The sequence below is a fragment of the Hamadaea sp. NPDC051192 genome (assembly GCF_040682475.1).
Taxonomy (GTDB): domain Bacteria; phylum Actinomycetota; class Actinomycetes; order Mycobacteriales; family Micromonosporaceae; genus Hamadaea; species Hamadaea flava.
Genome location: NZ_JBFBAZ010000016.1, coordinates 32716 through 58555, shown reverse-complemented (window position 1 = coordinate 58555; position 25840 = coordinate 32716). Strand labels below are relative to the sequence as shown.

The 25840-nt window shown below is 71.2% G+C and carries 22 protein-coding genes; 15 read left to right on the top strand and 7 right to left on the bottom strand.

What is annotated here, in order from left to right:
• The first annotated feature begins 55 nt into the window (after window positions 1-55).
• The 5 genes from AB0M47_RS09825 (at window position 56) to AB0M47_RS09805 (ending at window position 5990) form a co-directional block, all read left to right on the top strand.
• Window positions 56-1594, top strand: a complete 1539-nt coding sequence (locus AB0M47_RS09825; RefSeq protein WP_363411242.1) for an ABC transporter substrate-binding protein — start codon at window positions 56-58, stop codon at window positions 1592-1594.
• On the top strand, window positions 1591-2586 hold the full coding sequence (locus AB0M47_RS09820) for an ABC transporter ATP-binding protein (RefSeq protein WP_363411240.1): 996 nt from the start codon (window positions 1591-1593) through the stop codon (window positions 2584-2586). Before AB0M47_RS09825 ends, AB0M47_RS09820 begins: the two co-directional genes overlap by 4 nt.
• A complete protein-coding gene (locus AB0M47_RS09815) occupies window positions 2573-3337 on the top strand; it encodes an ABC transporter ATP-binding protein (RefSeq protein WP_363411237.1) in 765 nt (254 codons plus the stop codon). Before AB0M47_RS09820 ends, AB0M47_RS09815 begins: the two co-directional genes overlap by 14 nt.
• A gap of 44 nt (window positions 3338-3381) precedes the next feature.
• A complete protein-coding gene (locus AB0M47_RS09810) occupies window positions 3382-5004 on the top strand; it encodes an FAD-dependent oxidoreductase (protein WP_363411234.1) in 1623 nt (540 codons plus the stop codon).
• 200 nt (window positions 5005-5204) lie between these two features.
• Complete coding sequence (locus tag AB0M47_RS09805) at window positions 5205-5990, top strand: TrmH family RNA methyltransferase (protein WP_363411231.1); 786 nt, start codon at window positions 5205-5207, stop codon at window positions 5988-5990.
• A 52-nt stretch (window positions 5991-6042) separates the two neighbouring features.
• On the opposite strand, the gene AB0M47_RS09800 is transcribed toward AB0M47_RS09805, so the two are convergent.
• The gene (locus tag AB0M47_RS09800; protein WP_363411228.1) at window positions 6043-6723 is read right to left on the bottom strand and encodes a hypothetical protein; all 681 of its coding nucleotides are present in this window, start codon (window positions 6721-6723) and stop codon (window positions 6043-6045) included.
• Between the two features lie 108 nt (window positions 6724-6831).
• On the bottom strand, window positions 6832-7500 hold the full coding sequence (locus AB0M47_RS09795) for a hypothetical protein (RefSeq protein ID WP_363411225.1): 669 nt from the start codon (window positions 7498-7500) through the stop codon (window positions 6832-6834).
• A gap of 128 nt (window positions 7501-7628) precedes the next feature.
• Here AB0M47_RS09795 and AB0M47_RS09790 point away from each other — a divergent pair, with 128 nt between their 5' ends.
• Together AB0M47_RS09790 and AB0M47_RS09785 are read left to right on the top strand one after the other, a co-directional pair.
• The gene (locus tag AB0M47_RS09790) at window positions 7629-9125 is read left to right on the top strand and encodes a class I SAM-dependent methyltransferase (protein ID WP_363411222.1); all 1497 of its coding nucleotides are present in this window, start codon (window positions 7629-7631) and stop codon (window positions 9123-9125) included.
• A gap of 71 nt (window positions 9126-9196) precedes the next feature.
• On the top strand, window positions 9197-10009 hold the full coding sequence (locus AB0M47_RS09785; protein WP_363411219.1) for a hypothetical protein: 813 nt from the start codon (window positions 9197-9199) through the stop codon (window positions 10007-10009).
• An 82-nt stretch (window positions 10010-10091) separates the two neighbouring features.
• Here AB0M47_RS09785 and AB0M47_RS09780 read toward each other — a convergent pair whose 3' ends face one another.
• On the bottom strand, window positions 10092-11396 hold the full coding sequence (locus tag AB0M47_RS09780; protein ID WP_363411216.1) for a helix-turn-helix transcriptional regulator: 1305 nt from the start codon (window positions 11394-11396) through the stop codon (window positions 10092-10094).
• A 540-nt stretch (window positions 11397-11936) separates the two neighbouring features.
• On the opposite strand from AB0M47_RS09780, the gene AB0M47_RS09775 reads away from it, so the two are divergent.
• The 3 genes from AB0M47_RS09775 (at window position 11937) to tuf (ending at window position 15417) form a co-directional block, all read left to right on the top strand.
• Window positions 11937-12512 carry a toll/interleukin-1 receptor domain-containing protein gene (locus AB0M47_RS09775; protein WP_363411213.1) on the top strand — a complete coding sequence of 192 codons (576 nt, stop codon included), beginning with the start codon at window positions 11937-11939 and terminating at the stop codon, window positions 12510-12512.
• Window positions 12509-13954: a hypothetical protein gene (locus AB0M47_RS09770; RefSeq protein ID WP_363411210.1), complete on the top strand. Its 1446-nt coding sequence runs from the start codon at window positions 12509-12511 to the stop codon at window positions 13952-13954. Before AB0M47_RS09775 ends, AB0M47_RS09770 begins: the two co-directional genes overlap by 4 nt.
• 275 nt (window positions 13955-14229) lie before the next feature.
• Complete coding sequence (tuf, locus tag AB0M47_RS09765; protein WP_363411207.1) at window positions 14230-15417, top strand: elongation factor Tu; 1188 nt, start codon at window positions 14230-14232, stop codon at window positions 15415-15417.
• Window positions 15418-15525: 108 nt separating this feature from the next.
• Here tuf and AB0M47_RS09760 read toward each other — a convergent pair whose 3' ends face one another.
• Complete coding sequence (locus AB0M47_RS09760) at window positions 15526-16080, bottom strand: alpha/beta fold hydrolase (protein ID WP_363411204.1); 555 nt, start codon at window positions 16078-16080, stop codon at window positions 15526-15528.
• 142 nt (window positions 16081-16222) lie between these two features.
• Between AB0M47_RS09760 and AB0M47_RS09755 the strand changes: the two genes are divergently transcribed.
• The 4 genes from AB0M47_RS09755 (at window position 16223) to AB0M47_RS09740 (ending at window position 20936) form a co-directional block, all read left to right on the top strand.
• Entirely contained in the window at window positions 16223-16846 is a 624-nt protein-coding gene (locus tag AB0M47_RS09755; RefSeq protein ID WP_363411201.1) for an alpha/beta fold hydrolase, read from the top strand.
• An 89-nt stretch (window positions 16847-16935) separates the two neighbouring features.
• On the top strand, window positions 16936-18990 hold the full coding sequence (locus tag AB0M47_RS09750) for a DUF6883 domain-containing protein (protein ID WP_363411199.1): 2055 nt from the start codon (window positions 16936-16938) through the stop codon (window positions 18988-18990).
• 48 nt (window positions 18991-19038) lie between these two features.
• A complete protein-coding gene (locus AB0M47_RS09745) occupies window positions 19039-19230 on the top strand; it encodes a DUF4926 domain-containing protein (protein WP_363411196.1) in 192 nt (63 codons plus the stop codon).
• A 212-nt stretch (window positions 19231-19442) separates the two neighbouring features.
• Window positions 19443-20936: an MFS transporter gene (locus AB0M47_RS09740; RefSeq protein WP_363411193.1), complete on the top strand. Its 1494-nt coding sequence runs from the start codon at window positions 19443-19445 to the stop codon at window positions 20934-20936.
• 16 nt (window positions 20937-20952) lie between these two features.
• On the opposite strand, the gene AB0M47_RS09735 is transcribed toward AB0M47_RS09740, so the two are convergent.
• Window positions 20953-22746: an ABC transporter ATP-binding protein gene (locus tag AB0M47_RS09735; RefSeq protein WP_363411190.1), complete on the bottom strand. Its 1794-nt coding sequence runs from the start codon at window positions 22744-22746 to the stop codon at window positions 20953-20955.
• On the bottom strand, window positions 22743-24599 hold the full coding sequence (locus tag AB0M47_RS09730) for an ABC transporter ATP-binding protein (protein ID WP_363411187.1): 1857 nt from the start codon (window positions 24597-24599) through the stop codon (window positions 22743-22745). Before AB0M47_RS09730 ends, AB0M47_RS09735 begins: the two co-directional genes overlap by 4 nt.
• Before the next feature lie 292 nt (window positions 24600-24891).
• Here AB0M47_RS09730 and AB0M47_RS09725 point away from each other — a divergent pair, with 292 nt between their 5' ends.
• The gene (locus AB0M47_RS09725; protein ID WP_363411184.1) at window positions 24892-25275 is read left to right on the top strand and encodes a nuclear transport factor 2 family protein; all 384 of its coding nucleotides are present in this window, start codon (window positions 24892-24894) and stop codon (window positions 25273-25275) included.
• Here AB0M47_RS09725 and AB0M47_RS09720 read toward each other — a convergent pair.
• A complete protein-coding gene (locus AB0M47_RS09720; protein WP_363411181.1) occupies window positions 25272-25796 on the bottom strand; it encodes a Uma2 family endonuclease in 525 nt (174 codons plus the stop codon). The two genes, AB0M47_RS09725 and AB0M47_RS09720, sit on opposite strands and share 4 nt — an antisense overlap.
• Window positions 25797-25840 lie beyond the last annotated feature (44 nt).

Sequence of the window (25840 nt, the reverse complement as noted above, 5' to 3'; positions counted from 1 at the left end):
CCGCCCATCTCTGCAAGTCCCTTCCCTCATGACCACTCCCACTTGGAAGGCATCGATGACCAGATATCGTGCCCCGCGCGCCACCCGGCGTACGGCGTTGGCCGTGCTCGGCGCCGCGCTGTCCGCCTCGCTGGCCCTGACCGCTTGCAGCACCACCAGCGGCGGCTCCTCCGGCGGCGGCAAGGAGATCACCGTCGCCGGCACCTACTCGATCGAGAGCCTCGACCCGGCCAGCCCGTCGGGCGGCGGGGCCACCGGCACTCAGCTCACCTCGAAGGCGCTGTTCAGCCGCCTGATCAAGCCCAAGGCCGACGGCAGCCTCGAAGGCGACCTCGCCACCGAGTGGACGCCGGACGGCACCGCGACGCAGTGGACCTTCAAGCTGCGCTCGGGCGTCAAGTTCAGCGACGGCTCGGACGTCACCGCGGACGACGTGGTCGCGTCGTTCCAGCGGTTCATCGACCTCAAGAGCACCAACGCCGCGAACTTCACCGGCTACACGATGACGGCGTCCTCGCCGGCGGAGGTGGTGCTGAAGGCGACCAAGCCCGACGCCGCCATCCCGTACAAGCTGGCCGTCTTCTTCGTGATGCCCAAGAGCGTGCAGGGCGAGGACAAGGAGTTCTTCCAGCACCCGGTCGGCTCCGGCCCGTTCAAGCTGGAGAAGTTCGACTCGGCGGGCACCGTCGTGTTCGCCCCGAACAGCGGCTACTACGCCGGCGCGCCCAAGGTCACGAAGGTGACCATCAAGAAGATGCCGGAGCTGGCGGCCCGGCTGACCGCGCTGAAGACCGGCGAGGCCGACCTGATCTGGGGCATCCCGGACGACCAGCTGCCGCAGCTGCAGAGCGACTCGAACCTGACGGTTCAGACGGTGCCCAGCACCGCGGTCTTCACGATGTGGTTCAACTCGTCGATCCCGTCGCTCAAGGACGCCGCCGTACGCCGGGCGCTCTGGCAGGCCGTCGACTTCGCGACCATCATCAAGCAGCTGTACCCGCAGACGGGAACGCTGTCGGACGCGCCGGTGTCACCGGTGACCCTCGGCTACTCGCAGCAGGAGGCCCAGAAGTACGACCCGGCGGCGGCCAAGGCGGCCCTGCAGGCGGCCGGCTTCGACTTCTCCAAGAAGCTGCGGCTCCAGTTCGCCAACGCCGAGTTCCGCCAGTTCAACCAGGCGGTCGTCTCCGATCTGGCGAAGATCGGCGTCCAGGTGGACCTGCTGGAGAAGGAGCAGGCCGTGTTCACCAAGGACCTGCTGGCCCTGAACTGGGACATCAACTTCCAGCAGCTGTCCAACCCGACCTTCGACGGGGCGAACACGCTCGGCCGGCTCTACACCTGCGCCGCCAAGCGCAACGGCTACTGCAACCCGGACCTGGACAAGCTGCTCGCCGCGGCCGGCGCCAGCCCGGACAAGAACGAGCGCGTACGCCTCTACGGCGAGGCCAGCAAGATCATCTGGTCGGACGCGGTCGGCATGTTCCCGATGGCCGTGAAGTTCGCGTACGCCTGGAACAAGAACCTGACCGGCGTCGCGCCGGACCCGAACGGGCTGCCGGACTTCTCGACGATCGGCGTCAGCGGATCATGACCAATCTGCTGGAGGTGTCCGGGCTGGTCGTCGACCTGCCCGGCCCCGCCGGCGGCACGGATTTCGTGCGCGTCGTCGACGGGGTGTCGTTCGACGTCCCGCCGGCGACGACCGTGGGACTGATCGGCGAGTCGGGCAGCGGCAAGACGATGACGGCCAACGCCCTCATCGGCCTGCTGCCCGACGGCGCCGAGACCGGCGGCGAGCTGCGCTGGCGCGGGGAGGACCTGCTCAAGGCCACCCCGGCTCGGCGGCGCGCCCTGCGCGGCCACGAGATCGCGATGATCTTCCAGGATCCGCTCGCCGCCCTCAATCCGACTCAGACGATCGCCCGGCAGGTCGGCGAGATCCTGCGCCGGTCCGGCCGCCCGCGCGACGAGGTACGCCGCCGCGTGGTCGAACTGCTCGACCGGGCGGGCGTGCCCGACCCGGCGACTCGGGCGGACAGCTACCCGCACGAGTTCTCGGGTGGTCTGCGGCAGCGCGCCGTCATCGCGATGGCGCTCGCGGGCAGTCCCGCGCTGCTGCTGGCCGACGAGCCGACGACCGCGCTGGATGTGACGGTGCAGTCGCGCATCCTGCGGCTGCTGCGGTCCCTTCAGGACGACGACGGGCTCGCCATGGTCCTGGTCAGCCATGACCTCCGGGTCGTGGCGCATGTCGCGCAGGAGACCGTCGTCATGTACGCCGGGCGGGTGGCCGAACGCGGGCCGACCGCCGCCGTGCTGCACCGACCGGCTCACCCGTACACCCGGGCGCTGGTGCAGAGCGTGCCCGCGGTGCGGACGCGGACGGCGCTCGCGTCGCCGTTGCCGGGTACGCCCGCGACGCCGGCGAACCGGCCGTCCGGGTGCGCCTTCCATCCGCGCTGCCCGCTGGCCCGCGACCGCTGCAAGGTGGAGCAGCCGCTCATCCGTGAGGTCGCCGCCGGTCAATGGACGGCGTGCCACTACGCGGAGGAACTCCAGGGGGTGCGACATGACGCTGCTTGACGTACGCGATCTCCGGATCACGTTCGGCCGCCGCACCAAGGTCGTCGCGGTCGACGGGGTGAGCCTCTCGGTCGCGCCGGACGAGACGGTCGGCCTCGTGGGCGAGTCCGGCTCTGGCAAGACCACCGTGGCCCGTGCGGTCGTCGGCCTGGTCCGGCCGGACTCGGGCGCGATCGTCCTGGATGGACAGCCGCTGGGCCGGATCGGGCGGCGTTCCGCGGCCGCGCATCGTGCCGTGCAGATGGTCTTCCAGGATCCGCGGTCGTCGCTCAATCCGCGCATGACGGTCGCCGCGGTGATCGAGGAGGTGTGGCGTACGCATCCGGTCACCGCGCCGGAGGGCGATCGCACGGCCGCGCTGCACGGCCTGCTCGACGACGTCGGGCTGGACGCGAGCGTCGCCCGGCAGCGGCCGAGCGAGCTGTCCGGCGGCCAGTGCCAGCGGGTCAGCATCGCCCGCGCGCTGGCCGCCAAGCCCCGGCTGCTGGTCTGCGACGAAGCGGTGTCCGCACTGGACGTCTCGGTGCAGGCGCAGGTGCTGCGACTGCTCGTGGACCTGCGGGAGAAGCACCACCTGTCCATGTTGTTCATCTCGCACGACCTCGGCGTCGTGCACCAGATCGCCGATCGGATCGCCGTCATGCGGCGCGGCGAACTCGTCGAGGAGGGCCCGGCCGCCGACGTCCTGGGCGCCCCGCAGCACGAGTACACCCAGAGCCTGCTCGACGCGGCGCTCGAACTGAACGAATGAACCAACTCGCACAACCGAAGGCAAGACCTGGGGAGGAAACACCAATGACGGACGGCTCATCCCGCGTACCAGCAAATGCTGACGTGCTGGTGGTCGGCGGGGGCCTCGGGGGAGTCGCCGCCGCGCTGGCCGCGTTGCGCCGGGGCCGCACGGTCCTGCTGACCGAGCCCACCGACTGGCTGGGCGGCCAGCTGACCAGCCAGGGCGTCCCGCCGGACGAGCACCCGTGGATCGAGCAGTTCGGCGCGACCCGTTCGTACCGCGCGCTCCGCGAGGCGATCCGCGATCACTACCGCCGGTGGTACCCGCTCACGCCGGCCGCGCGCGCCACGACCGACCTCAACCCCGGTCTGGGCCGGGTCAGCCGGCTCTGCCACGAGCCGCGCGTGGCGGCCACCGTGCTCGCGGCGATGGTCGGGCCGCATCTGGCCGCGGGGCGGTTGACCATCTGGTACGCACACCGGCCGGTCGCCGTCCAGAGCGACGGGGACCGGGTCACGTCGGTGCTGTTCGAGGGACCGGACGGCACCCGGGTCGAGGCGAGCGCGCCGTACGTGCTCGATGCCACCGAGCTGGGCGATCTGCTGCCGATGGCCGGTGTCGAGCACGTGACCGGCTTCGAGTCCCGGGACGAGACGGGGGAGCCGAGCGCGCCGGCCGTCGCGCAGCCGGACAACATGCAGGCGTTCTCCTGGGTGTTCGCGGTCGACCATCGCGACGGCGAGGACCACACGATCGACCGCCCGGACCAATACGGCTTCTGGCGCGACTACCAGCCGCCGTTCTGGCCGGACCGCCTGCTGAGCCTGGTCGCCCCCGATCCGCGTACGCTGGAGCCGGTCGCCCGCACGTTCGTCCCGAACGCCGCCTCCGGCCCGGTCGTGGCCGATCAGAGCCGGGATCCCGGCGACAAGGACTTGTGGATCTTCCGGCGCATCCTGGCCCGGGAGCAGTTCCAGCCCGGGTTCCTGACCAGTGACGTCACCATCGTCAATTGGCCGATGATCGACTACCTGCCGGGACCGCTGATCGGAGTGTCCGACGAGGAACGCGACAAGCACCTCGACGGCTCCCGGCAGCTGGCCCTGAGCATGTTCTACTGGCTGCAGACCGAGGCTCCGCGCCCGGACGGCGGCACGGGCTGGCGCGGACTGCGCCTGCGGCCCGACGTGATGGGCACCGCCGACGGGCTGGCCAAGACGCCCTACATCCGGGAGTCGCGGCGCATCCGGGCCCGCCGGACCGTGGTCGAGCAGGACCTGTCGCTGGCCGTACGCGGAGAGCACGGCGCTGTGTCCTATCCGGACAGTGTCGGCGTCGGCATGTACCGCATCGACCTGCACCCGTCGACCGGCGGCGACAACTACATCGACGTCGGCAGCAGCCCGTTCCAGATCCCGCTCGGCGCCCTGCTGCCGGTACGCGTCCGCAACCTGCTCGCAGCGGGCAAGAACATGGGCACCACGCACATCACCAACGGCTGCTACCGCCTGCACCCGGTCGAGTGGAACGCCGGTGAGGCAGCCGGGGCGCTGGCCGCGCACTGCCTGGCGAACGGGCTGGAGCCGGCCCAGGTGCACGAGAGCCCGGAGCTGCTCGAACGCTTCCAGAACGAACTGGTCGCGGACGGCTTCGAGCTGGCCTGGCCGCAGATCCGCGGCTACTAGTCGTTCAGCTACGTAATTCAGTTACGCCCATGCGCCGCAGGGACTACCCTGCGGCGCATGACCATGGCCGTGTTCGGCCAGGGCACCCGGTAGACCGCGCGTACACCGGGGCGCCGCTTTCCGGCGCACACATGCCCTGACGCAGGTAAGTCCACAGACGACGCGCCTGCCTTCGCCGTACCCTCCATCCGGAGACCGCCATGGCCGCCGTGCCCGTCAGCGCACGCGATCCGCGCATCAGCGCGTTCCTGTCCACCCGGACCCCGTCCGGATCCGTCCTGGCCGAAGGACTCTGGGCACACCAGTGCCTGCTCCAGGCCGACGCCGACCTCGACGTCCTCGTGATCTGCCCCGACCTGATGGAACCGTCCGCCGGTCGGCTCGCCCACGACCTGACCGCGCGGGCGCGTACCGCCGTCGAGGTGTCCGCCAAGACCTTCGCCCGCATCAGCCGCCGCACGAAGCCGTCCGGCCTGGCCTCCCTGGTACGCCTGCCGCGCTGGCCGGTCAGCCCGGGCAGGATCGGCGACCGGCCGATCGACGCCGCCACCCGAGTGCTCGTCGCCGACGGGATCGAGTACGCCACCAACCTCGGCGCGCTGATCCGCATCGTCGACGCCAGCGGCACCGGGGCGCTGCTGCTCACGAATCGTCAAGCGCGTCTGGAACATCCCGACGTGTTCACCGCCAGCCGGGGCACGGTGCTGACCACGCCGGTCGTCGACTTCGGCGAACCGTCGTCGGCGGCGGACTGGCTGCTGCGGGCGGGGTTCACGATCCGGCTCGCGTTGCCGGGCGCGCCCGGCAGCTTCCGTACGCCCACCGGCGACCCGTCCGGCCCGATCGCGATCGTCGTCGGCTCCGAGGGCCGGGGCGTGTCCCCGCAATGGCGATCGGTGCCGCACGAGCCGATCTCGATCCCGATGCGCGGCCGGGCCGACTCGCTCAACGTGGCCGTCGCCGCCGGAGTGCTCCTGTTCGGCTGATCATTGTGGAGGTCCGCCGCCTCAATGCTTCGCGCAGATGAGGCAGTCGTCGCTAGTGCGCGTCACGCTTCCGCCTTTCGCCGCGGATCCGGGCGGCGGTGACTCCGGCGGAGCGCAGCTCGCCGACCAGGATGCGCAGAAGCGTCCCGGCCATGAGCGGGTACGCCTCGCCTTTGCAGTCCAGCCAGATCGACCAGCCGCCGTCCGGCTGTGGTTCGGGGTCCGAGACGTAGTTGGGGGAGTAGTCGGCGTCGAGCACCTCGTCGATGTCGGCGTACTCGGTGCCGTCGTCGCCGACGAGGAACATCCGGTGCTGGGCGTTGGCCAGTGCGGCGGTGACGGCCTCGTCCGGCTCGCCGGCGACGTGGACCCGGAAGGCCTGCGTGGGAAAGTATTCGTCACCGTTCACGGCGACGAGCGGGAAGCTGCCGGGATCGACCACGACATCCTCGACCCTGCCCCACTCGGCCTCGATCGCGGCGCGCTGGCGTTCGATGGCGACCCGGGCCGAATGCCTCGTGGCGAGCTGCGCGAGCCGCCACTGCATCGGCACGTCTCCCAACTGTGCGGCGCGACGCAGCCACGCTTCGGCCGCGTTCGCGTCACGCATGCCTTCGCGCGTCAAAGCGCACTCGGCGATCCGGTACGCCGCCTCGGCGTCGCCTCGATTGGCCGCCTCGGCCCAGCGCGGAATCAGCTCGGTGATCGGTTCGCTGATCGGCTCGTCGCCCATCGGTCCATCATGGCGCTCGCCGACCGGTGAGGATGACCCCCTCGTCGGCGCTCGGGCTGGATTTCGTGTCGGCCGATACGGGTCAGCGACGGCGGCGAAGCGCCGGCGTCAGTCGGAGGTGGCTTCCGGCGCGGGCGGTGTCCGCTGGGCCGTGCGTAGCACTCCGATGACGGCGCCGATGAGCCACAGTGAGAAGGCCGCTGACCCCATGCCCGCGGTCCAGAAGCCGGACAGGCACAGGACGGCGACGGCGTAGGACAGCCAGACGGCCCACGTCGGCAGGGCGTGCGCCTGCTGGGCGATCCGTGTCGTGACGGCGACCAGCACCGCGCCGCCGATCAGCCCGGTGAGCCCGATGACGGCTCCGGCCGTACCGAGCACGCGGACGGTATTCGGGTCGGGGGTGAACTCATCGGTCAACGCTGTGACCGCGCTCGACACGTCGAGCCCGACCGCAGTGATCATCACTCCGCCGAACAGCGCCGCCGCCGGCACGGCCGCGTGTGCGAGCGGGTCGCCACCGGACAGCCGGTCCAGCACCCGGCGCAGCCCGGTGGCGAACCAGAGCAGCAGCGCGACCCCGACGGCGATCACCGGCAACCCGATGCCGGCGGCGGTCTGCCGCGCGCCGTCGTCGATCCTCGCGAGGATCTCGGCGTCGGACACGCCCGGATCGTCGACGCCGGCCAACGCGGTCAGCGTCACCCCGAGCGCGAGCAGCACGACCGAAGCGGCACCCGCCCATCCCGCGCGCCGAAGTGCTCGTGACTCGTCCATGCCGCCTCCTGCGGTCGGGACCACTGGTGGATGAGGGGTGGTGAGAGCAGCCCGAGTGTCCACCCGCGCCGGGCCACCGGCAAGGAGCCGCGCGGTCGCGGGTGGCTGCCGTCCGGTAAGAAGGGCGGATGCAGTACGTCCTGTTCCCCGGCCGCCACCACCTGCTGACTCGCTTCCAAGCGGACTATCTACGCAACCTGCCGAAAAGCGACGGCGCGACGGTCGTCTGGGCGGTGACGTCGGCGAACCATGCGAACACCCGGCGTAACCCGGTGGCGTACCACCGGCGGGAGGCGGCCATCGAGCGGTTCAGCGTGATGACCGGGCTGCGGTCGCTGGTCGTGCCCGTGTTCGACACCGCGCCGACGGATCGGTTCGCCGAGGTGACGATCAAGAACATCGCGACGGAGACCGGGATCGGACTGACTCCGGCGAACACCGTGGTTGCCTGTTCCACGCCGGAGGTGGCGGCGCTCTACGCGCGGCTCGGGTTCGAGATCGCCACCGTCGAGCAGGAGACGGGCGCCGAGCGTCCGTGGGATGTGCTGATCCGGCTGGCGAACGGGGACGAGGCTTGGCGCGAGCTGGCCCACCCGGCCACGGTGGACGTCTTCGACCGGTACCAGTTGGCCGACGCTGTGCGTACCGTCGTGAACGATCCGGTCGTGGGCGACGAGGGTGGCCTGACCGCGACGCGGGACTACCGCAGTTACGCCGAGTCGTTCGCCGACAGCGCGGCGCGCAAGTGGTCCGCGGTGCGCGAGTACGTCCGCCCTGGTCGCATCGTGGACATCGGCTGTGGCGCGGGCGCGGTCCTGGAACTGGCCGACCGCGAGCCCGCCCTGCGGGAGAGCGATCTGGTCGGCGTCGAGGTCGCCCGGCATCTGTTCGACGAGTGCGTCCACAAGAAGGCCCAGGGCGTGTTCGCCAACCCGAACGTGTTCTTCTATCGCCGCAACGTCCTCGGCGGAGCGGTCTTCCCGGCGCGCTCGGTCGACACCACGCTGACCTTCGCGCTGACCCACGAGATCTGGTCGTACGGCGAGCAGGCCGCGTCGCTGCGCGCGTTCGTGCAGGCGATCTACGACCACACCGCGCCCGGCGGCGTGTGGATCAACAGCGACGTCTGCGGTCCCGACGATCGCGGCCGGCCGGTGGTGCTGCGGCTCGACCGCACCGACGGCGAGAACCCCGTCGAACCGCGGCGCGACCTGGCCGAACGTCCGCCGGCCGAGGTGGCGGCGTACGTGGCGGGGCTGTCGACCCGGGCCCGCTTCGACCAGTTCGCCGTCGACTACCGCTTCCCGGTGGAGTACAAAGTCGACGGAGACGCCCTCCGGCTGTCGTTCGGCGACGCGATGGACTACCTGACCCGCAAGGACTACACCACCAACTGGCTATCGGAGACGCAGGAGCAGTTCTGCGGACTCGAGTACGCCGACTGGAAGAGCCTGCTCGCCGACGTCGGGTTCGAGGTCGACTCGGCGTCGCGTACGCTGCGCAACGACTGGGTCGTCGACAACCGGATCGCGCCGGTGGCCTCGCTCGCCGACCTCGATGGCAGGCAGCTGGACTGGCCCGTGACGCATGTGCTGCTGGTGGCCCGGCGTCCACTGAACACCTGACTCGCGGTACGCCGAAACGTCGGCCGCACCTGGCCGGCGAGTCGCGATGGGTGATCGGGCATGATCTGACGATGGCCGTACTCGATCAGGTCCGCCCGCTGCTTGCCGACCCGCTGTTCTGGGCGCGCTACTTCTACGCCCACGCGGACGGACCCGGCGCCGATCGGCTCGGCGACCTCGCCGACGAGGTGGCGGACGCGTACGAGTCCGAGGACGACGACGACCTCGACGACGACGATCTCGACGACGATGACCTTGAGGAAGACGACCTCGACGACGACCTCGAGGATGAAGACGACGACGAGGACGAGGTCGGCGAGTTCCAGTACCAGCTGCGGTTCGAGGTCGGCGACGGGTACGGACTGCTCCTCGACTTCGACGTCTCGCTGGACTCCTACAACCTGGCCGCGTACGGCCCAGGGCGGCCGGAGGCCGAACTCGGCTGGGACGATCTGGCCCACTGGCACCCGTACGCCCTGCGCTGGTCCGAGCTGGAGCTGATCTGCCGGGCGCTGGCGGCGAAGGACGGCGAGCTGCCGCAGCCGGGTCCGGCGTTGGCGCTGCTGTGCCGGTTCGTGGCGGTATTCGAGGACGACGACGTCGACTCGGCGGTGGCCGCGGTCGAGACGGCGTACGCGTCGCTGCGCCCGGCCGGGTGGACGGGCTACTGGCCGCGGGGCGCGGACTGGCTGGAGCGATCTGACTTCCGCGGCCAGCGCGTGACGTGGCACAGCGACGAGTCCGGCAACCGGTGGGGTGAGCAGGCGGAGGGCGCCGGTCGTGACTTCTACTCGATCCGCGGCGCTCGCCCCGAGCCCGGAGCGGACGGGTTCCCGCACGAGCTGCTGCGCACGATCCTGACGAAGGCGGCCGCTGCGGTCTAGTCGCGCCCGAGCCTGGTCGGTCGGCGGCTAGGCGACGATCGCGGCTGAGCCGCCGATGAGCCGCCGAGGAACTCGGGATCGGTCAAGCGCGGCGACCGGATCGCGGCCGGACGGGATCGTGCGGCCGGTTGTCGCGCAACGTCTCCCCGAAGGCCGGCATGATCCGCCGTACGCACGGCAGGTTCCGCTTGCGCAGCAGCGTCCGATACAGGTGACGCAGGTCGGATCGGGCGGTCGCCGAGTCGATCGCGGCGGTCGTCGTGATCGCCGGTTCGGCGACCTCGCAGGCCTGGTCCAGGTGGTCGGCTCCGGCGAAACTCAGCGCCAGCCGGGCTCCGTAGCGGGCCCGCAGCCGCTGCGACTCCGGGGCCAGCCGGGCGTACTCGCCGGTCAGGATCGTCGCCGCTTCCAGGGAGCGGCCCAGTTCGTGGAACGACCAGGCGCGGACGAACGACAGCGACCCCGGCGTAGTGCTGCCCAGCGGGGGACCGTCGCCGGTCGGGGTGCCCGCCAGCCGGGAGGCCCGATCGAGGGCCGTCAGGGTCGCGTACTCGTCGCCTTGCAGCGCGTATCCCTGCGCCTCGCGTTGCGCGCCCAGTTCCCGGACGCGGCTGCTCCGGGCGGCCTGCGCACGCCGGGCGAGCTGGATCGCGTCGGTGAAGTTGTCCCGATACAACGCGATCTCGGCCTTGCGGACCAGGGCGTAGTCGGCCATGTCCTGGTCGCCGCCGAACTCGGCCAGCAGCCCGGCCTGATCCGTCCACCAGGTCGCGGCCCGTTCGTCGCCCGCCTCCTGCGCCATCCAGCCGGCGTACTCGACGAACCGGGCCGCCAGCCGGAACGCCTCGTCGCGGGCCCGGCCGGACGCGGCCATCGCCATGGTCCGCAGCGAGTTGGCCGAGGGGATCACGATCTGGAGCATGGCCGACGGCGGCAGCACCTGACCCATGCGCCGGACGTCGGCCAGCAGGTGGGTCAGCACCGGGAGGCTGGCCGGCAGCGACGCGTTCCGGGGGGCCGCGATCGACCAGGTGGCCGCGTCGGCGTCGGGATCGGCGGGATCGTGCGAGCGGAAGACGAGCTGACCGTCCGGCGGCAGACGCAGGGACCACTCGTCGGTGAGCGACGGTCCGTGCGCTGCGCCGGGAGGGGCGTCGCGGGCCACTGTGGGCACCAGTTCGCTGAGTACGCCGTGCAGCCCGAGCGCGGCTTCGAGCCGGCGTGCGAGATCCACACTGGGCTGCTTCGCGCCCGCCTCGATGTTGCTCAGGTGGCCCTTGCTGTAGTTCGCCAGCTTCGCCAGGCGGCCCAGGCTGAGCCCGGCCCGCGTACGCAGCAGCCGCAGCCGCGGGCCGAATGTCGGGGGAAGTGGATCGTTGTCGTCCATGATGGCTGATCTCCGCTCGGACGTAGCCGGCTGACCTGCCGAAAGCCTAATACCCGTCGTCAGTGGACAGATCCGCCGATCGGCTCGCGACCATGACACTCCCGGCATCGGCGGCGGACCGCGCCCGCGTGCCGGCGGCCGGTCGGGCGGCCGGCGTGAGCACGAAAGCTCGTGTCGATGGACCAACGCACGTCCACGAAAGGGAGACGCCCGAACGGGAGACGCCCTCGCGACTACGCCCGCCCGTCGTGGCCGTTCCGGCCAGGTGACTCGTCGTCGTGGTGAGCGCGGCCGTCGCCGGACGGTGACCGGGGGCACGCTGAGCCGCCCCGCGCCCGCCGATCGGCTGCCGTGGCGAACCCACTCCGGCGGTTGTCCGTTGTCCACGCCGATCGGTGAAGACAACACCATTGCCGCCGCCCGAAATCCGCTGCGACGCTTCCCCCGATCTCGGTGAAGGCCGCCGCCTGGTCCCTCGTGACCAGGTCCGCGGCGATCGGGATCTGCGGCCAGCCGGCCTACGGCGGAAACGGGTGGGCAATGACGGACATCTTCATCAACTACCGATCGGACGACGATCCGTTCGCGGCAGCGCTCATCGACGAGCGCATGACCCAGGCGTTCGGGCCGGAGCGGGTGTTCCGGGACGCCCGCGCGCTGCATCCCGGAGTGGACTTCGAACCCGAACTGTGGGCCCGGCTCCGGTCGAGCCGGGTCTGCCTCGTCCTCATCGGCGCCCGCTGGCTCGGGCTCACCGACGAGCGCGGGAACCGGCGGATCGATCGCGCGGACGACTTCGTCGCCCAGGAGATCGCCGAGGCGCTGCGGTGCGGCCTGGCCGTCCTGCCGGTGCTGCTCAACGAGGCGGACCTGCCGACGCCCGGCCAACTGCCGGAGTCCGTACGCGAACTCGCCGGGCGGCAGTTCGCCCGGCTGCGGCAGCGGCACGCCGAAAGCGATCTGCGGGACCTCGTCGACGCCGTCGCGCACTGGGTGACGCCGTCGCCGGTGGTGCCCCAGCAGCCGACGGGGAAGTCCTTCACCGCGTCGTCCAACAGCGGCAACGCGTACAGCGCGGAGACCATGACCTTCAACGAGCAGGGACCACATCGATGACGACGACCGACTCGGGCGCTGAGCGCACCGTCTACCAATTCCTCGCCACCAGCCAGAGCGGCAACGCGTACACCGCGGAGCAGATGACCTTCCTGATGGCGGCGGCGGACCACTTCGCCGGCGGCGTCCAGGCGCTGGAGCGGAAGCTGTATCCGCAGGCCGTGGCCCGGTTCACCGACTTCCTCACGACCGTCACACAGAGCCAGGGCCCGGCCCTCGACGCCACGACCGCCCGCGAGCTGGGCCATCGGCAGACGCAGGCGCACTTCCTCGCCGCGGTGTCCCTCCTCGGCGGCGCGGCGGTGGGTAACAAGTCACCGCAGGTGATCGCACAGGTGGAGAACCATCTGGAGCAGGCCCGGTCGAGCATGGCCGAGGCGGACACGTTCCACCAGGCGAGCGTGTTGTGGGCGATCGTCAAGGAGGACAGCGCCAGCGACGGCATGTTCATCCGCCCGCCCGCGCCGGAGGAGCTGCGGCCGTCGCTGGAACACGTCTCCAGCGACCAGGCCGCTTTCCTGCTCACCCACCTCACCGGCGCGCGGGGGCAGACCTTCGCCGATCTGCGCAAGCGGTCCGGCTACACGCCGCCGCCCGCGGTGGCCGCGCCCCGGCCCAGCCCGACCGCACAGGGGCGGCCCAAGGCCGTCACGAACTACTTCACGAAGCCGGTCGGCGCCCGGGAGATCGTGTGGGCCGTCGTCGGCGGATTCGGCGTCCTCCTGCTGCTGTTCGGCCTCGCCGCGGGCGACGCCGGAACGCTCGGCTGCATGACCGTCCTCTGTGGCATTCTCGTGATCACCGCGCTGGTCAAGACCATCCGGTACTTCCTGGCCTATCCGAAGCCCAGCGATCGCCAGATGGACGACTGGCTCACGAGCGACGTGCAGAACACCGTGATGCCCCGGGCGCTCGCGCAGCTGCGCATCGACGGCCGGCCGGCACACGAGGGCGGTGACCTGATCGTGCCGGCGCAGATCGTCGTCGGGGTCGCGTCGCCGCTGCGGGTCTTCGACGTCACCCGGACGCTCCTGCACTACGCGATCTTCCTGGGCTCGGACCGGCGCGTCCGGGCGTCCTACTACGACGTGCTCATCCTGTTCATGACCGACAAGATCGTCAGCGCGTACCAGGCGCTGCTCGACACCCGGACGGGACATCTGCTCCTCGACGCCACGCAGGAGCACCGCTACAGCGACATCGCCGGCGTCCACAGCCGCACGGTTCCGCTGAACATCGCGCCGAACCTGCGGCAGCAGATCCCGGCGGAGACCCTCGTGCGGCTGTCCGCCCAGCACGAGTTCTCGCTCGGGATCGTCAACGGCAACAGCCTGACGGTCACCGTGGACCTGCCCTCGCAGCAGGGCGGCGGCGTCGCCTGGAGTAACGAGCAGGCCTTGTCGATGATCCAGCGGATGATCCGGGGCAAGAAGGAAGCCTGACCGGGGAAGCCAGAAACCCGGTTGCGGCCGTGGCGGGCGTGACGATAACGTCCCGGGTCATGTTCGCCACGGCTCGATTCGGCGCGCTCGCAGGCCTTCGCCTGCCGGGCGCCGTCGCCGTGCGCGCGAAGTCGGCCCGACTGGATAGCTGACTCTCCTCCACCCAAAACCGCCCAGCGCTTCGGCGCCGGTGCCGGCCTGGGCCCCAGGACACGGAGGAGAGTGCCGCACGCCGTCCTGAGCAATCCTCTTCTGCTGACTTCGAAGGAATCGTCATGTCCAAGACCACGTTCGTCCGCGCCAAGCCGCATCTCAACATCGGGACGATGGGGCACGTCGACCACGGCAAGACGACGCTGACCGCCGCCATCACCAAGGTTCTCGCCGAACGGGACCCGTCGGCGAACCGCTTCGTCGCGTTCGACGGCATCGACCGTGCGCCGGAGGAGATCGCCCGCGGGATCACGATCACCATCGCGCACGTCGAGTACGAGACGGCCACGCGTCACTACGCCCACGTCGACATGCCCGGCCACGCCGACTACGTGAAGAACATGATCACCGGTGCGGCTCAGGTGGACGGCGCGATCCTCGTCGTGTCCGCCCTCGACGGCGCGATGCCGCAGACCCGCGAGCACGTGCTGCTCGCGCGGCGGGTCGGCGTGCCGCATCTGGTGGTCGCGATGAACAAGGCGGACGCGGTGAGCGACCCCGAACTGCTCGACCTCGTCGAGCTCGAGGTCCGCGAGCTGCTGACGGCCAACGGGTTCCCCGGCCAGGAGATCCCAGTGGTACGCGTTTCGGCGCTCAAGGCGCTGGAAGGCGACCCGCGCTGGACGCAGTCCATCGTGGACCTGCTGGACGCGGTGGACACGTACGTGCCGGTGCCGCAGCGCGAACTGACGCAGCCGTTCCTGATGCCGATCGAGAACGTGCTGACGATCTCCGGCCGGGGCACCGTCGTGACCGGGGCGGTCGAGCGCGGCACGCTGTCCGTCGGCGAGACGGTCGAGGTCGTCGGCCTCGACCCGACCTTCACCGCGGTCGCGACCGGGCTGGAGACGTTCGGCAAGGCGCTGGACCGCGCCGAGGCGGGCGACAACGCCGCCGTCCTGCTCCGGGGCGTCAAGCGCGACCAGGTACGCCGGGGGCAGGTCGTCGCGGCGGCCGGCAGCGTCCGCCCGTACTCGCGGTTCCGGGCGCGGCTGTACGCGCTGACCACCGCCGAAGGCGGGCGGCGTACGCCGTTCTACGCGAACTACCGGCCGCAGTTCTACTTCCGGACCACCGACGTGCCCGGATCGGTGGAGCTGGGCGACGTCGTCGAGGTACGCCCCGGCGACACCGTCGAGCTGACGGTCGACCTCGGCGCGCCGATCGCGATGGAGGCCGGCCTCGGCTTCGCCGTACGCGAAGGCGGCCGCACGGTCGCGGGCGGCACCGTCATCGAACTGCTGGCCTAGCGCGAGCAGCTGGCTCCACACCGGACACGAGATGATCCACATCCCGGAACGCGTCGGAATCCGCTCCGTCGGCGACACGTTTCGGGATGTGGATCATCACAGCAGGGTTCAGCGAGCCGTCAGCCGGGTCGCCGGATCGGCGCACCACGCCAACGCGGACGGCCACGGGCCGTAGCCGTCGGCGATCGTGATGTGCCCAGCGCCGGGCAGCACGTCCACGTCGCCACCCAGGAGCCGGCCGTACGCCTCGGCGGCCCCCTCCGGGCAGTAGGGGTCGTTGTCCGAGCAGGCCAGCCGGGCGGTGACGGGCTGGTCGAGGGCGGCCGGGTCGAACGGCGCGATGACGTCCCAGGCGAACGCCGACGGGCCGGGCGGGCTCACCAGCAGGACCCGGTCGGCGACCGCGCCGCGGGCGGCGGCGTGCAGCCAGGCGATCGCGCCGAGGCTGTGGGCGACGACGACGCGCTCGCCCTCGGTCATGGCCAGCTCCGCGTCGATCAGGTCCAGCCACGCATCCAGCGACGGCCGGTCGGGGTCGGGCAGCTGCGGGTAGAAGACCTGCTCACCTCGTTGGCGGAGCTGGTACGCGAGATCGTGCTGCCAGTGCTCGGCCGGGCGGCGGTTCTCGACGCCGTGCATGATCAGGAAGCTGCGCGTCCACATGGGCGGAGGGTAGCGATCTCAGCTGTGGCGCGGCTCAGGGTGTTCAAGATCCGGGATCTTCAGCCTTGGTACGCGATCCCAGTGAGTTGGCCGGGTCGTCAGCGGGCAGACCGGTGTCGCGTCGGCGGCTACCCTGCTGGGCATGGCGCTGTATCTGCACGAATTCGGCCCGGCAGCCGGTCGTCCGATCGTCGCGCTGCACAACATGACCGGCAACGGCGGCCGATGGGCGGAGATCGCCAAGCGGCTCGACGGCTTCCGGGTGCTCGCCCCCGACCTGCGGGGATTCGGCCGCTCGCCGCAGGAGCCGCCGTGGACGCTGGACTACCAGGTCGCCGACCTGCTCGCGACGCTCGACGCCGCCGGGGTCGACCGGGCCGACGTCGTCGGCCACTCGCTCGGCGGCTCGATCGCGGTGCACCTCGCCCGGTACGCGCCGGATCGCGTACGCCGGCTGGTGTTGCTCGACCCGGGCATCGGAGTGCCGCCGCGCATCGCCCTGGCCCGGGCGGCGGCCGAACGGCATCCGGCGACCGTGACCTTGTGGTCGGAGCTGGCCCGGCCCGCCGTGATCCCGCCGCCCGGTGTGCCGACGCTGCTGGTGCTCGCCATGCGCGACCGCGCCGCGGAATTCGAGTACGTCGCCGGGTGGCGCGCCGAGTGCGGCAGCCTCACGGTGACCCACCTCGACTGCGGGCACGCCATTCCGGAGGAGCGTCCCGACGAGACCGCCGAACTGATCCGGGCCTTCCTCCTCGAGCCCTGAGGACCGGCCTTAGTGGACACTCGGGACAGGCTGGTGTGCCGCCGTTAACATGAGGGCTGCTCATCGACGCCGACCTGGGGGGCTCTTCGATGACCGCGTTCATGGCGCTCGCCGCGGCTTGGGGCGTACTGCAGCTGGCGGTGTTCGGCTGGTTCGGCGGCCGGTCGGTCCGGCTCGGCACGCTGCTCGCCGCGCTCGCCGTCGGGCTCTACGGCTGCGGGGTGGTGGCGCTCGTCCTGCAGCTCGCGTACACCCGGGCCGTCGCGGCGGTCACCGGCCGGTCGCTGTCCACCGTGGTCGACGTCGCCGGGTACACCGTCGACCCGTTCATCGAGGAGGTCGTCAAACTCGCCCCGCTGCTGCTGCTCGGCCTCCTCGCCGTCCGCGTACGCCGTCAGTGGGGCCTGACCGACCACGTCGTGCTGGGCGCGGCCCTCGGCGCGGGATTCGGCCTGCTGGAGGCGGTCCTGCGGTTCAGCCACAAACCCGGCGGCGCGGCGGGCGTCGGCGGCGGCTGGCTGATTCCCAGTGGGCTGTCGGCGACGTTCATCCCGGGGCCGCAGACCACCCTGCTGTCCTGGCTGCCCGCCCCGGCGACCTCGGACTTCCTGTCGTTCGCCACCGACGCGGAGACCTACCAGCATCTGGTCTGGAGCGCGGTCGGCGGCCTCGGTGTCGGCCTGCTGCTGCGAGGTCGAGGCGTGTTCCGGCTGCTCGGCGTGCTGCCCATGCTCGGCGTCGGCGGGTTGCACGCCGCGTCGAACTACGACCTGATCGTGACGGGCCGCAGTACGCTCGGCGACCTGGCGGCCACCCCGTTTCTCCTGGTCGGTCACATCCTCGGAGTGCTACCGCTGATCGCGCTCGGCGTCGCGGCCTTCTTCGACCGCCGTGATCTCGCCCGCGCGGCCGATCGGCTGCCGGCGGTCTTCGCCCGGGGCGACAGCGCGACGCTGGCGAAGTTCGCCTTCCTCAGTCCGGTGTGGACTGCTCCGATCGCGCTGCGCTTCACCCGCGTACGCCGATCGCTGGCCTATTCGGCCGCCGCCGGACCGGCGGATGACGAGTTCCTGGGCGTCCTGGCCAAGGTCCGGGCGCAGATCGGGACGGCCAGCACCCCGGACGCCTGGCGACGCGTCCCACCGCCCGGGGAGGTGCTGCGCGCACTCCGGCTGAAACCCCGCTGGCCCCTCGTCCTGCTGTGGCTGCTGCTGCTCGTCCCGGTGGCGCTGTTCTTCTTCCTCGGCGACTTCAAGCTCACCTCGTTCGTGCAGGACGTGCTCACCTCGACCGTCGGATCATGGCTGCTGATCGGGCTCCTCGCGGTGGGACTGACCTGGCTCGGCTGGCAGCTCTCCGTCGGCGTACGCGCCCTGCCGCAGGCCCGCCGCAACCCCAGCGGCGAGGTCGCCGCCCGGGCGCAACTGCGGCTCATATCCGGGGTCGGCGCGCTCGTCGGCGGGGCGTACGCGCTGTTCCTGGCGATCACCGGCACCGACCTGGATCGGTCGCCCGTCCAGAACTTCCACGTCCTCGACGCGCTGGCCGGTGCGATCCTGGCCGTCCTGTTCGTGCTCGGGCTGGCCGCGCTGATCACGATGTTCCCGCCGGGCGGGCTCGGGCTGGCACTGGCCGGCGGCGGCGCGCTCGGCAGCGGCCTGGCGATCTCGGCCGAGGGCTGGGCGGCGATCGCCGGGATGGGCGCGTTGTCGGGCTGGCTGCTGTCGACCGCTTCGGGCTCCGGCGGCGGTGACGGCGGAAGCGGCGACGGTAGCGGCGACAGTGGAGGTGACGGCGGGGGCGAGGGACGTCCGCAGGAGCCGAACTTCGACAACGTCGAGATCGACAGCCGGAAGATCACCGACTACGCGATGAACCCCGAACACCCCGTCGGCGGCAACAAGTTCCGGGTCATCAATTCGCGTACGGGGCTCGGGCCGGAGGACGCGGCCTCGGTCGAGCAGCAGATCCGCACCGGAGTACAGGACGCCGAGCACATCGTCGGCCGGGCCGACCAGTTCGGCCAGCGCTGGAACGCCGACGTCCCGCTGACCGGCCCGGATGGCACAATCACCGTGCGTACGGCGTGGATCGTGGATCCGGGCGCGACGGTGCCTCGCCTGGTCACCATCTCCTTCCCCTGATCTGTACTGCTACCGACGACTGCTACAGCGGACTGCCACGGAGGCGGCATGGAACTGTTCACCTCGGTCCGGCTACGCGCCGACCGCCCGCAGGACGGTCTGAGCGCGGGCGCGGTCGGCGCGGTCGTCGACGTGTACACCGAGCCGGCCGCGGCCTACGAGGTGGAGTTCACCGACGCCGACGGCCGCACACTCGCCCTGATCACCGTCGCGCCGGACGAGGTCGAGCCGATCGGCTGACCAGGACATACGCATAGACCTGAGCATTGTGAACGCGGCGTGAGCGGCTCAGGGGCGTCCTCGGTCAGCGCGGCACCGTGATCGACGGCGCGAAACTCCCGCATCTGCGGCGGTGAAACCGGAAACGACGGTAGGAATTCCCGTCTCGCCCCGGAGCCGGACCGACCCGAGAAGGATTGGGGTTCTGCCCGACACGGCGAGGGGGATTCACCGTGGACACTGTGCAGGCGACCCGGTCGGGCGCACCGATCTCGGAGTATCCGCGGCGCTGGCTCGCGCTCGCGGTCATCGCCGTAGCTCAGCTGATGGTGGTTCTGGACGCCACCATCGTCAACATCGCACTGCCGCAGGCGCAGGCCGACCTCGGGATCAGCGACCCCGACCGGCAGTGGGTGGTGACCGCGTACACGCTGACGTTCGGGGGCTTCCTGCTGCTCGGCGGGCGCATCGCCGACTACTGGGGCCGGAAACGGACATTCATCGCCGGAGCGGTCGGCTTCGCCTTGGCCTCCGGCCTCGGCGGCCTGGCGCAGCACGGTGCCACGCTGTTCGCCGCCCGCGCGTTGCAGGGCGCGTTCGGGGCGCTGCTCGCCCCGGCGAGCCTCGCGCTGCTGACCGTCCTGTTCACGGAGGTGCACGAGCGGTCGAAGGCGTTCGCCGTGTACGGCGCCATCGCGGCCGGTGGCGCGGCCGTCGGCCTGCTGCTCGGCGGCGTCCTCACCGAGTACGCCAACTGGCGCTGGTGCCTGCTGGTCAACATCCCGATCGCGCTGCTGGCGATGCTGGCCGCGCTCGCCGTCGTCCCGGAGAGCCGGGCACACGGCAATACCACGCTGGACGTGCCCGGGGCGGTGGTGGTGACGGTCGGGCTGGCCTCGATCGTCTACGGCTTCACGAAGGCCGCCACCGACGGCTGGGACGCGCCGGTGACGCTGGGCTTCCTCGTCGGCGGGGTGCTGCTCGTCGCGGTCTTCGTGTTCCTGCAGATGCGCGTACGCAATCCGCTGTTGCCGCTGCGCATCCTGCTCGACCGTAACCGGGGCGGGGCGTACCTGGGCAGCCTGTTCGTCGGGGCCGGCCTGTTCGGCTCGTTCCTGTTCATGACGTTCTACTTCCAGCGCACCCTGGGGTACTCGCCGATGAAGGCGGGTCTGGCGGCGCTGCCGGTCAGCGCCGGCGTCTTCGTCGCGGCCGCGGTGGCCAGCCAGTTCGTCCCGAAGGTCGGCCCGAAGGCGTTCATGGTGACCGGTGGGGTCTTCGCCACGGTCGCGCTGTTGTGGCTGACCCAGATCGGCGTCGACACGGCGTACGTGTCGCACGTGCTGCCCGCCCAGATCCTGCTCGGCCTCGGGCTCGGCTCGATCTTCGTGCCGCTGTCCAGCCTCGCCCTGATCGGGGTCGCCGATCACGACGCCGGGGCGGCCAGTGCCACGCTCAACGCCACCCAGCAGGTCGGCGCGTCCCTGGGCACCGCATTGCTGAACACCTTGTTCGTGTCGGCGGTGACGGCGTACCTGACCGATCACGCGGCGGGTGTCGTGCTGCGGCCGCAGCAGACCCAGGCCGAGGCGGCGGTGCACGGCTACACCATCGCGTTCCTCTGGGCCGGCATCATCCTCGGCGTCGCGACCGTGGTCATGGCGGTCGTGGTCAAGGCGCACAAGAGCGACCTCCCCGCGCAGGGGGCCGGGGGCGGGCCGATGTGACACGCCCCCGGCGGTATCAGGCCTCGGCGTACGCGTCCGCCTGGATCCCGTAGAGGCGGGCGTACCGGCCGCCGGCGGCCAGCAGGTCGGCGTGGGTGCCCTGCTCCACCAGGCGGCCCTGGTCGAGCACCAGGATGTGGTCGGCCCCGGCGACGGTGGAGAACCGGTGCGAGACCACCACCGTGATCGCCCCGGTACGCCCGGCCAGCCGCCGTGCACGGGCGAGGTAGCGCTCGAAGATGGCGTGTTCGCTGGGCGCGTCGAGCGATGCCGTCGGCTCGTCGAGCACGAACAGCACCGGTTCGGTACGCATCGAAGCACGGGCCAGCGCGGTCTTCTGCCATTGGCCCTCGGACAACTCCACGCCCCCGTACGCCCGGCCGAGCTGAGTGTCCAGCCCGTCCGGCAGCCGCTCGGCGAACCCGTCGGCGTCGGCGGCCTGGACGGCGGCCGCCACTCGGGCGTCATCGTGCAGCCGGGGCAGGTCGCCGAGTCCGATCGCGTCGCGGAAGCGTACGTGGAACCGGCCGAAGTCCTGGAACGCCGCACTCGACCCGGCCCGCCACCGCGCGGTGTCCACATCGGCCAGATCCGTCCCGTCCACCTCGATCCGGCCCTCGTCCGGCTGGTAGAACTTGGTCAGCAGCTTGACGAGGGTGGACTTGCCGGAGCCGTACTCGCCGACGACGGCCACGACTGAGCCGGCGGGCATCCGGCAGCTGACCTCGTCCAAGGCTCGGCGGTCCGAACCCGGATAGGCGAACGAGATCCGGTCGAGGACGATGCCCTCCCGCAGCGTGGCCGGGGCGGGCAGCGTACCGGGGCGGTCGGCGGTCTGCGCGTACTCCTGGAGCCACTGATACGGGTCGGCGAGCGTACGACCGGCCATCGCCTCGGAGACCCCGGACAGCGCGTCCTGCAACGCGTCGCGCAGCGTCGCGGCGACCGTGACCGCCAGGACGAGGTCGCCGATGGTGCCTTCGCCGCGTGCGGCCCGGTACACGACCAGCGCGAGCCCGGCGCCGAGCCCGAAGGTGAACAGCGCCCACCCGGCCAGGTTGCCGGCGGCGGCCTTGGCCCGCGCGCGATAGCGAGTGGCCAAGGCCTCCGCCCACGCCGCGCGCTGCCGCTCGGCGAGCTGGTCGCCGGCCCCGCACACGCGGATCTCCTTGCCGCCGGCCGGTCCGGTGGCGAGGTTGAACAGCTCCCTTTGGAGCCGGTACGCCTCAGCAGTGTCCAGTTCGGCCTGGAAGGTGGTCCGCTGGCCGCGTTGTTCGAAGTAGATCGGCGCGGCGGCGAACACCACCAGCGGCAGCAGCCACGGAGTGACCGCCGTGCCGAGCACGGCCAGCAGCAGGATCAACCGGAGGCCGACGAAGACGGCGATCACAGCGGTCCACAGCGACGCGCTCATCCGCCAGCCGAACCCCCGCAGCAGGGTCACCCGGTCGAGCAGGTCGGTGCGTTCCAGATGGCCCAGCCCGGCGAGCCCGGCCAACCGGGTCTCGACGTCGCGTCGCAGATGCAGCGCGCCCAGCCGGTCGACCAGCATCGCGTCGAGATTCCGGCTCAGATCCTTCAGGTAGACGGTGACGCCGAAGACGAGCGCCGCCACGGTCGCACCGGCCACGGCGGAGGTCCGGTCACCGCGGATGATCCCGTCGATCGCCGCGCCGAGGGCCAGTGCGAGCGCGGGCGTCGTTCCCGCCGAGGCCGCCTTGACGGCGAGCAGCGCGGCCGTGGCCCCGGGATAGTGCCGCCACGACAGCCGAAGCACGTCGCCGAGCAGCCGCAGATAACTCCGATTCACCGCACGTCACCTTCCTCCAGGCGATCGTCGAAGCCCCGCCGGAATCGCTCGGCCTGCAGGGCGAACATCTCGGCGTACGCGCCGCCGTGGGCGATCAGCTCGTCGTGGCGGCCGGACTCGGTGATCCGGCCGTCGCCGAGCAGCACGATGCGGTCGGCCTGGCGTACGGTCGACAGCCGGTGCGAGATGAGCACGACGGTGGCGTCTCCCTTGTGCGCCGCGAGCCGGTCGAACACCTCGAACTCGGTACGCACGTCCAGATGCGCCGTCGGCTCGTCCAGCACGAGGACCTCCGCCCCGGTACGCACGGCGTACAGGGCGCGGGCCAGCACGACCTGCTGCCATTGCCCGCCGGACAGGTCGACGCCGTCGGTCCGCGAGCGGGACAGGGGAGTGTCCCAGCCCAGCGGCAGCCGGTCGAGGACACCGGTGAGCCCGGCGTCCGCCGCGGCGGCCGTCAACGCCGCCTCGTCCCGGGGCACACCGCCGTTGCCCAGCGCGACGTTGTCGGCCACCGACAACGGATAGCGCACGAAGTCCTGGAAGACGACGGACAAGCGGCGACGCCAGACCTCGGCCGGCACGCCGGCCAGATCGAGGCCGTCGGCGGTGATCCGCCCGGCGGTCGGCTCGTACAGCCGCGCCAGCAGCTTGATCAGCGTCGACTTGCCCGCGCCGTTCAGCCCGACGACGCCGAGCAACTCGCCCGGCCGGATCTCCAGGTCGAGCCGGTCGAGCACGGGCCGGGTGGTTCCGGCGTACTGGAAGCCGACGTTCTCGAAGCGGATCACCGGCCGCTCCGGCAGCTCGGCGACGCGCTCCGCCGGGGCCGGGGTCGCCAGCTCCACCTTCAGCTGCTCGTACGCCCGCATGCAGTGCACGGTGTTGACGGTGAAGTGCGGATTCTCGGTGAGCGCCTGGTAGACGGCCGTCGACGCGGCGAACACGGCGGCCGCGACGGCGACCGTGGCCTCACCCCGCACGGCCGCCAGCGCCACTCCGGCGTACGCCGCGAGCAGGGGAACCGTGAGGATCAGCGCGGGCTGCCAGAGGCTCGCCAGCGTACGCCGCCCATGCGTCCACATCGGATTGAACGCCAGCCGCAGGTGATGCTGGATCCGCCCGACGGCCCAGTCGCCGAGCCCGAAGACCCGGACCTCCTTGCCCTCACTGGGCGAGACGATCGCGTTCGCCCACACGTCGGCGTGCATGCCGGGCGCGATCGACCGCCGCCAGACCAGCCGCCGCCGCTTGGCCTCCCGCGAATACAGCCGCTCGGCCGCCAGCCCGGCGACGACCAACACCGGGACCAGCCACCACGCGTACGCCGCGAGGACGACGCCCGCGCTGACCATCGCCAGCAGCCGCCCGAGCAGTTCGAGCTGGACGAGCACTCCCGGGCCGGGCGTCCCCTCGATGAAGCTCTCCGGATCGGCCCGGGTCTGCCAGATCAGCGCCTGCACCTCGGGACGCTCCAACGCTCCGACGGTGTCGCTGGTGCTGGTGAGCTGGGCGACCCGAGCCCGATGTTCCCCGTCGATCCGGGTTTGGGCGAGGTAGCGCAGAGGTTCGCGGAGCACGCCGAGGGCGTACCCGGCGAGCACGACGATCAGATACAGCAGCAGTGGGGTGACGGCCACGGCGGCGTCGCCGGAGACGACGGCGTCCAGCCGGGACACCAGCGTGGCGAACGCGACCGCGGTGGTCGCGGGGATGAGGCCTTCCAGCACGGTCAACGCGGCCAGCGCGGCCAGCAGTCCGACGCCGGCGGCCTTGAGTTTCCTGAGCATCTCGATGCGATCGCGCATCGTGGCGGTGGCCTCGATCTGGGCGGCCAGCCCGATGGTACTCACGGTGTGAACTCCCTTGATCCGCCCTAGGCGTGATCCGGCCAGGCCGGACATGATCACGCCAGGGTCGGCAGCAGTGGGGTGCAGGAGGAACAGCCGGTGGTGGGCGCATGGCACCCACGCCCTCACGCGTTCCAGGGAACGGCGCGCAAGGCGTACGCCCGCGTGGTGCGCTCAGTCGGCGCGGCGGGCGATCTCACGAAAAGCGGCTGCGGTTCACACCATGACGGCGATCTTCGAGGCGCGCCGGGCTGATGTCAACTGAAATGTCAGACCGGCGGGCGAGGATGGCCGGGTGGACACCACCGAGGAGACCCGGCGTACCGCCCTGGACTATGTGGACAGCCTGGAGCAGCGGGACTGGCCGCGCTGGTCGGCGTTGCTGGCCGACGACGTCGTGTACGAGATGCCGCAGACTCGCGAACGCGTCCACGGGCGGGACGGGTTCGTCCGGTTCAACGTGGAATACCCCGGCGACTGGCATCTCGCCGTCCGCCGAGTCGTGGCAGACGGGCGGTACGCCGCACTGTGGCTCGACGTCCGGGTCGCCGAGGACCGCATGGACGCCTGTGTCTGGCTGGAGATCGGGGCCGACGGGACGATCACGAAGGTCACCGACTACTGGCCGGATCCCTATGAGCCGCCCGCCGGTCGCGAGCACCTCGTCGAGCGGTACTAGTCCGCGGGAAGTCCGGTCTTCTCCAGGTCGGACAGCCGGTACTGGGCGACCTGGAGATAGCGGCCGTCGTCCAGCGTGAACCGGGTGATGTCGGCGTCCTTGACGTCGTCGTCGGCCGGGAACCGGACCAGCCAGTACTCGGGGATTCCGGCGGCGGCGTACTTCGCGGGCTTCGAGCCGACGTCGCGCTCCTCCGACTCCGGCGACACGATCTCCACCGCGATCGCGATCGCCGCCGGCGGGTGATGGGCCCGCCGCATGTCTGGCTGACCCGAGAACACGGCGACGTCGGCGATGCGGGTGCTGCGGTCGCCGAACCTGATCCCGACTTCGTGGGCGGCGAGGCGATCGGCCCGGTCGAAGAGGGCCGCTATCCGGTAGGCGACGCGATTGTGCCAAAGGATGGCGGGGGACATGATGACCAGGCTTCCCTCGTGCAGCTCGTAACGATTGCCGTCGTGAGGAAGCTTCTCGATGTCCTCCACCGTCCATTCGGCCGGCGTGAGGTCCAATGTGAGCAACGGGCGCTCCCTTCCGCGCTCAGGGTAGGCCCGCTCACCAGCCG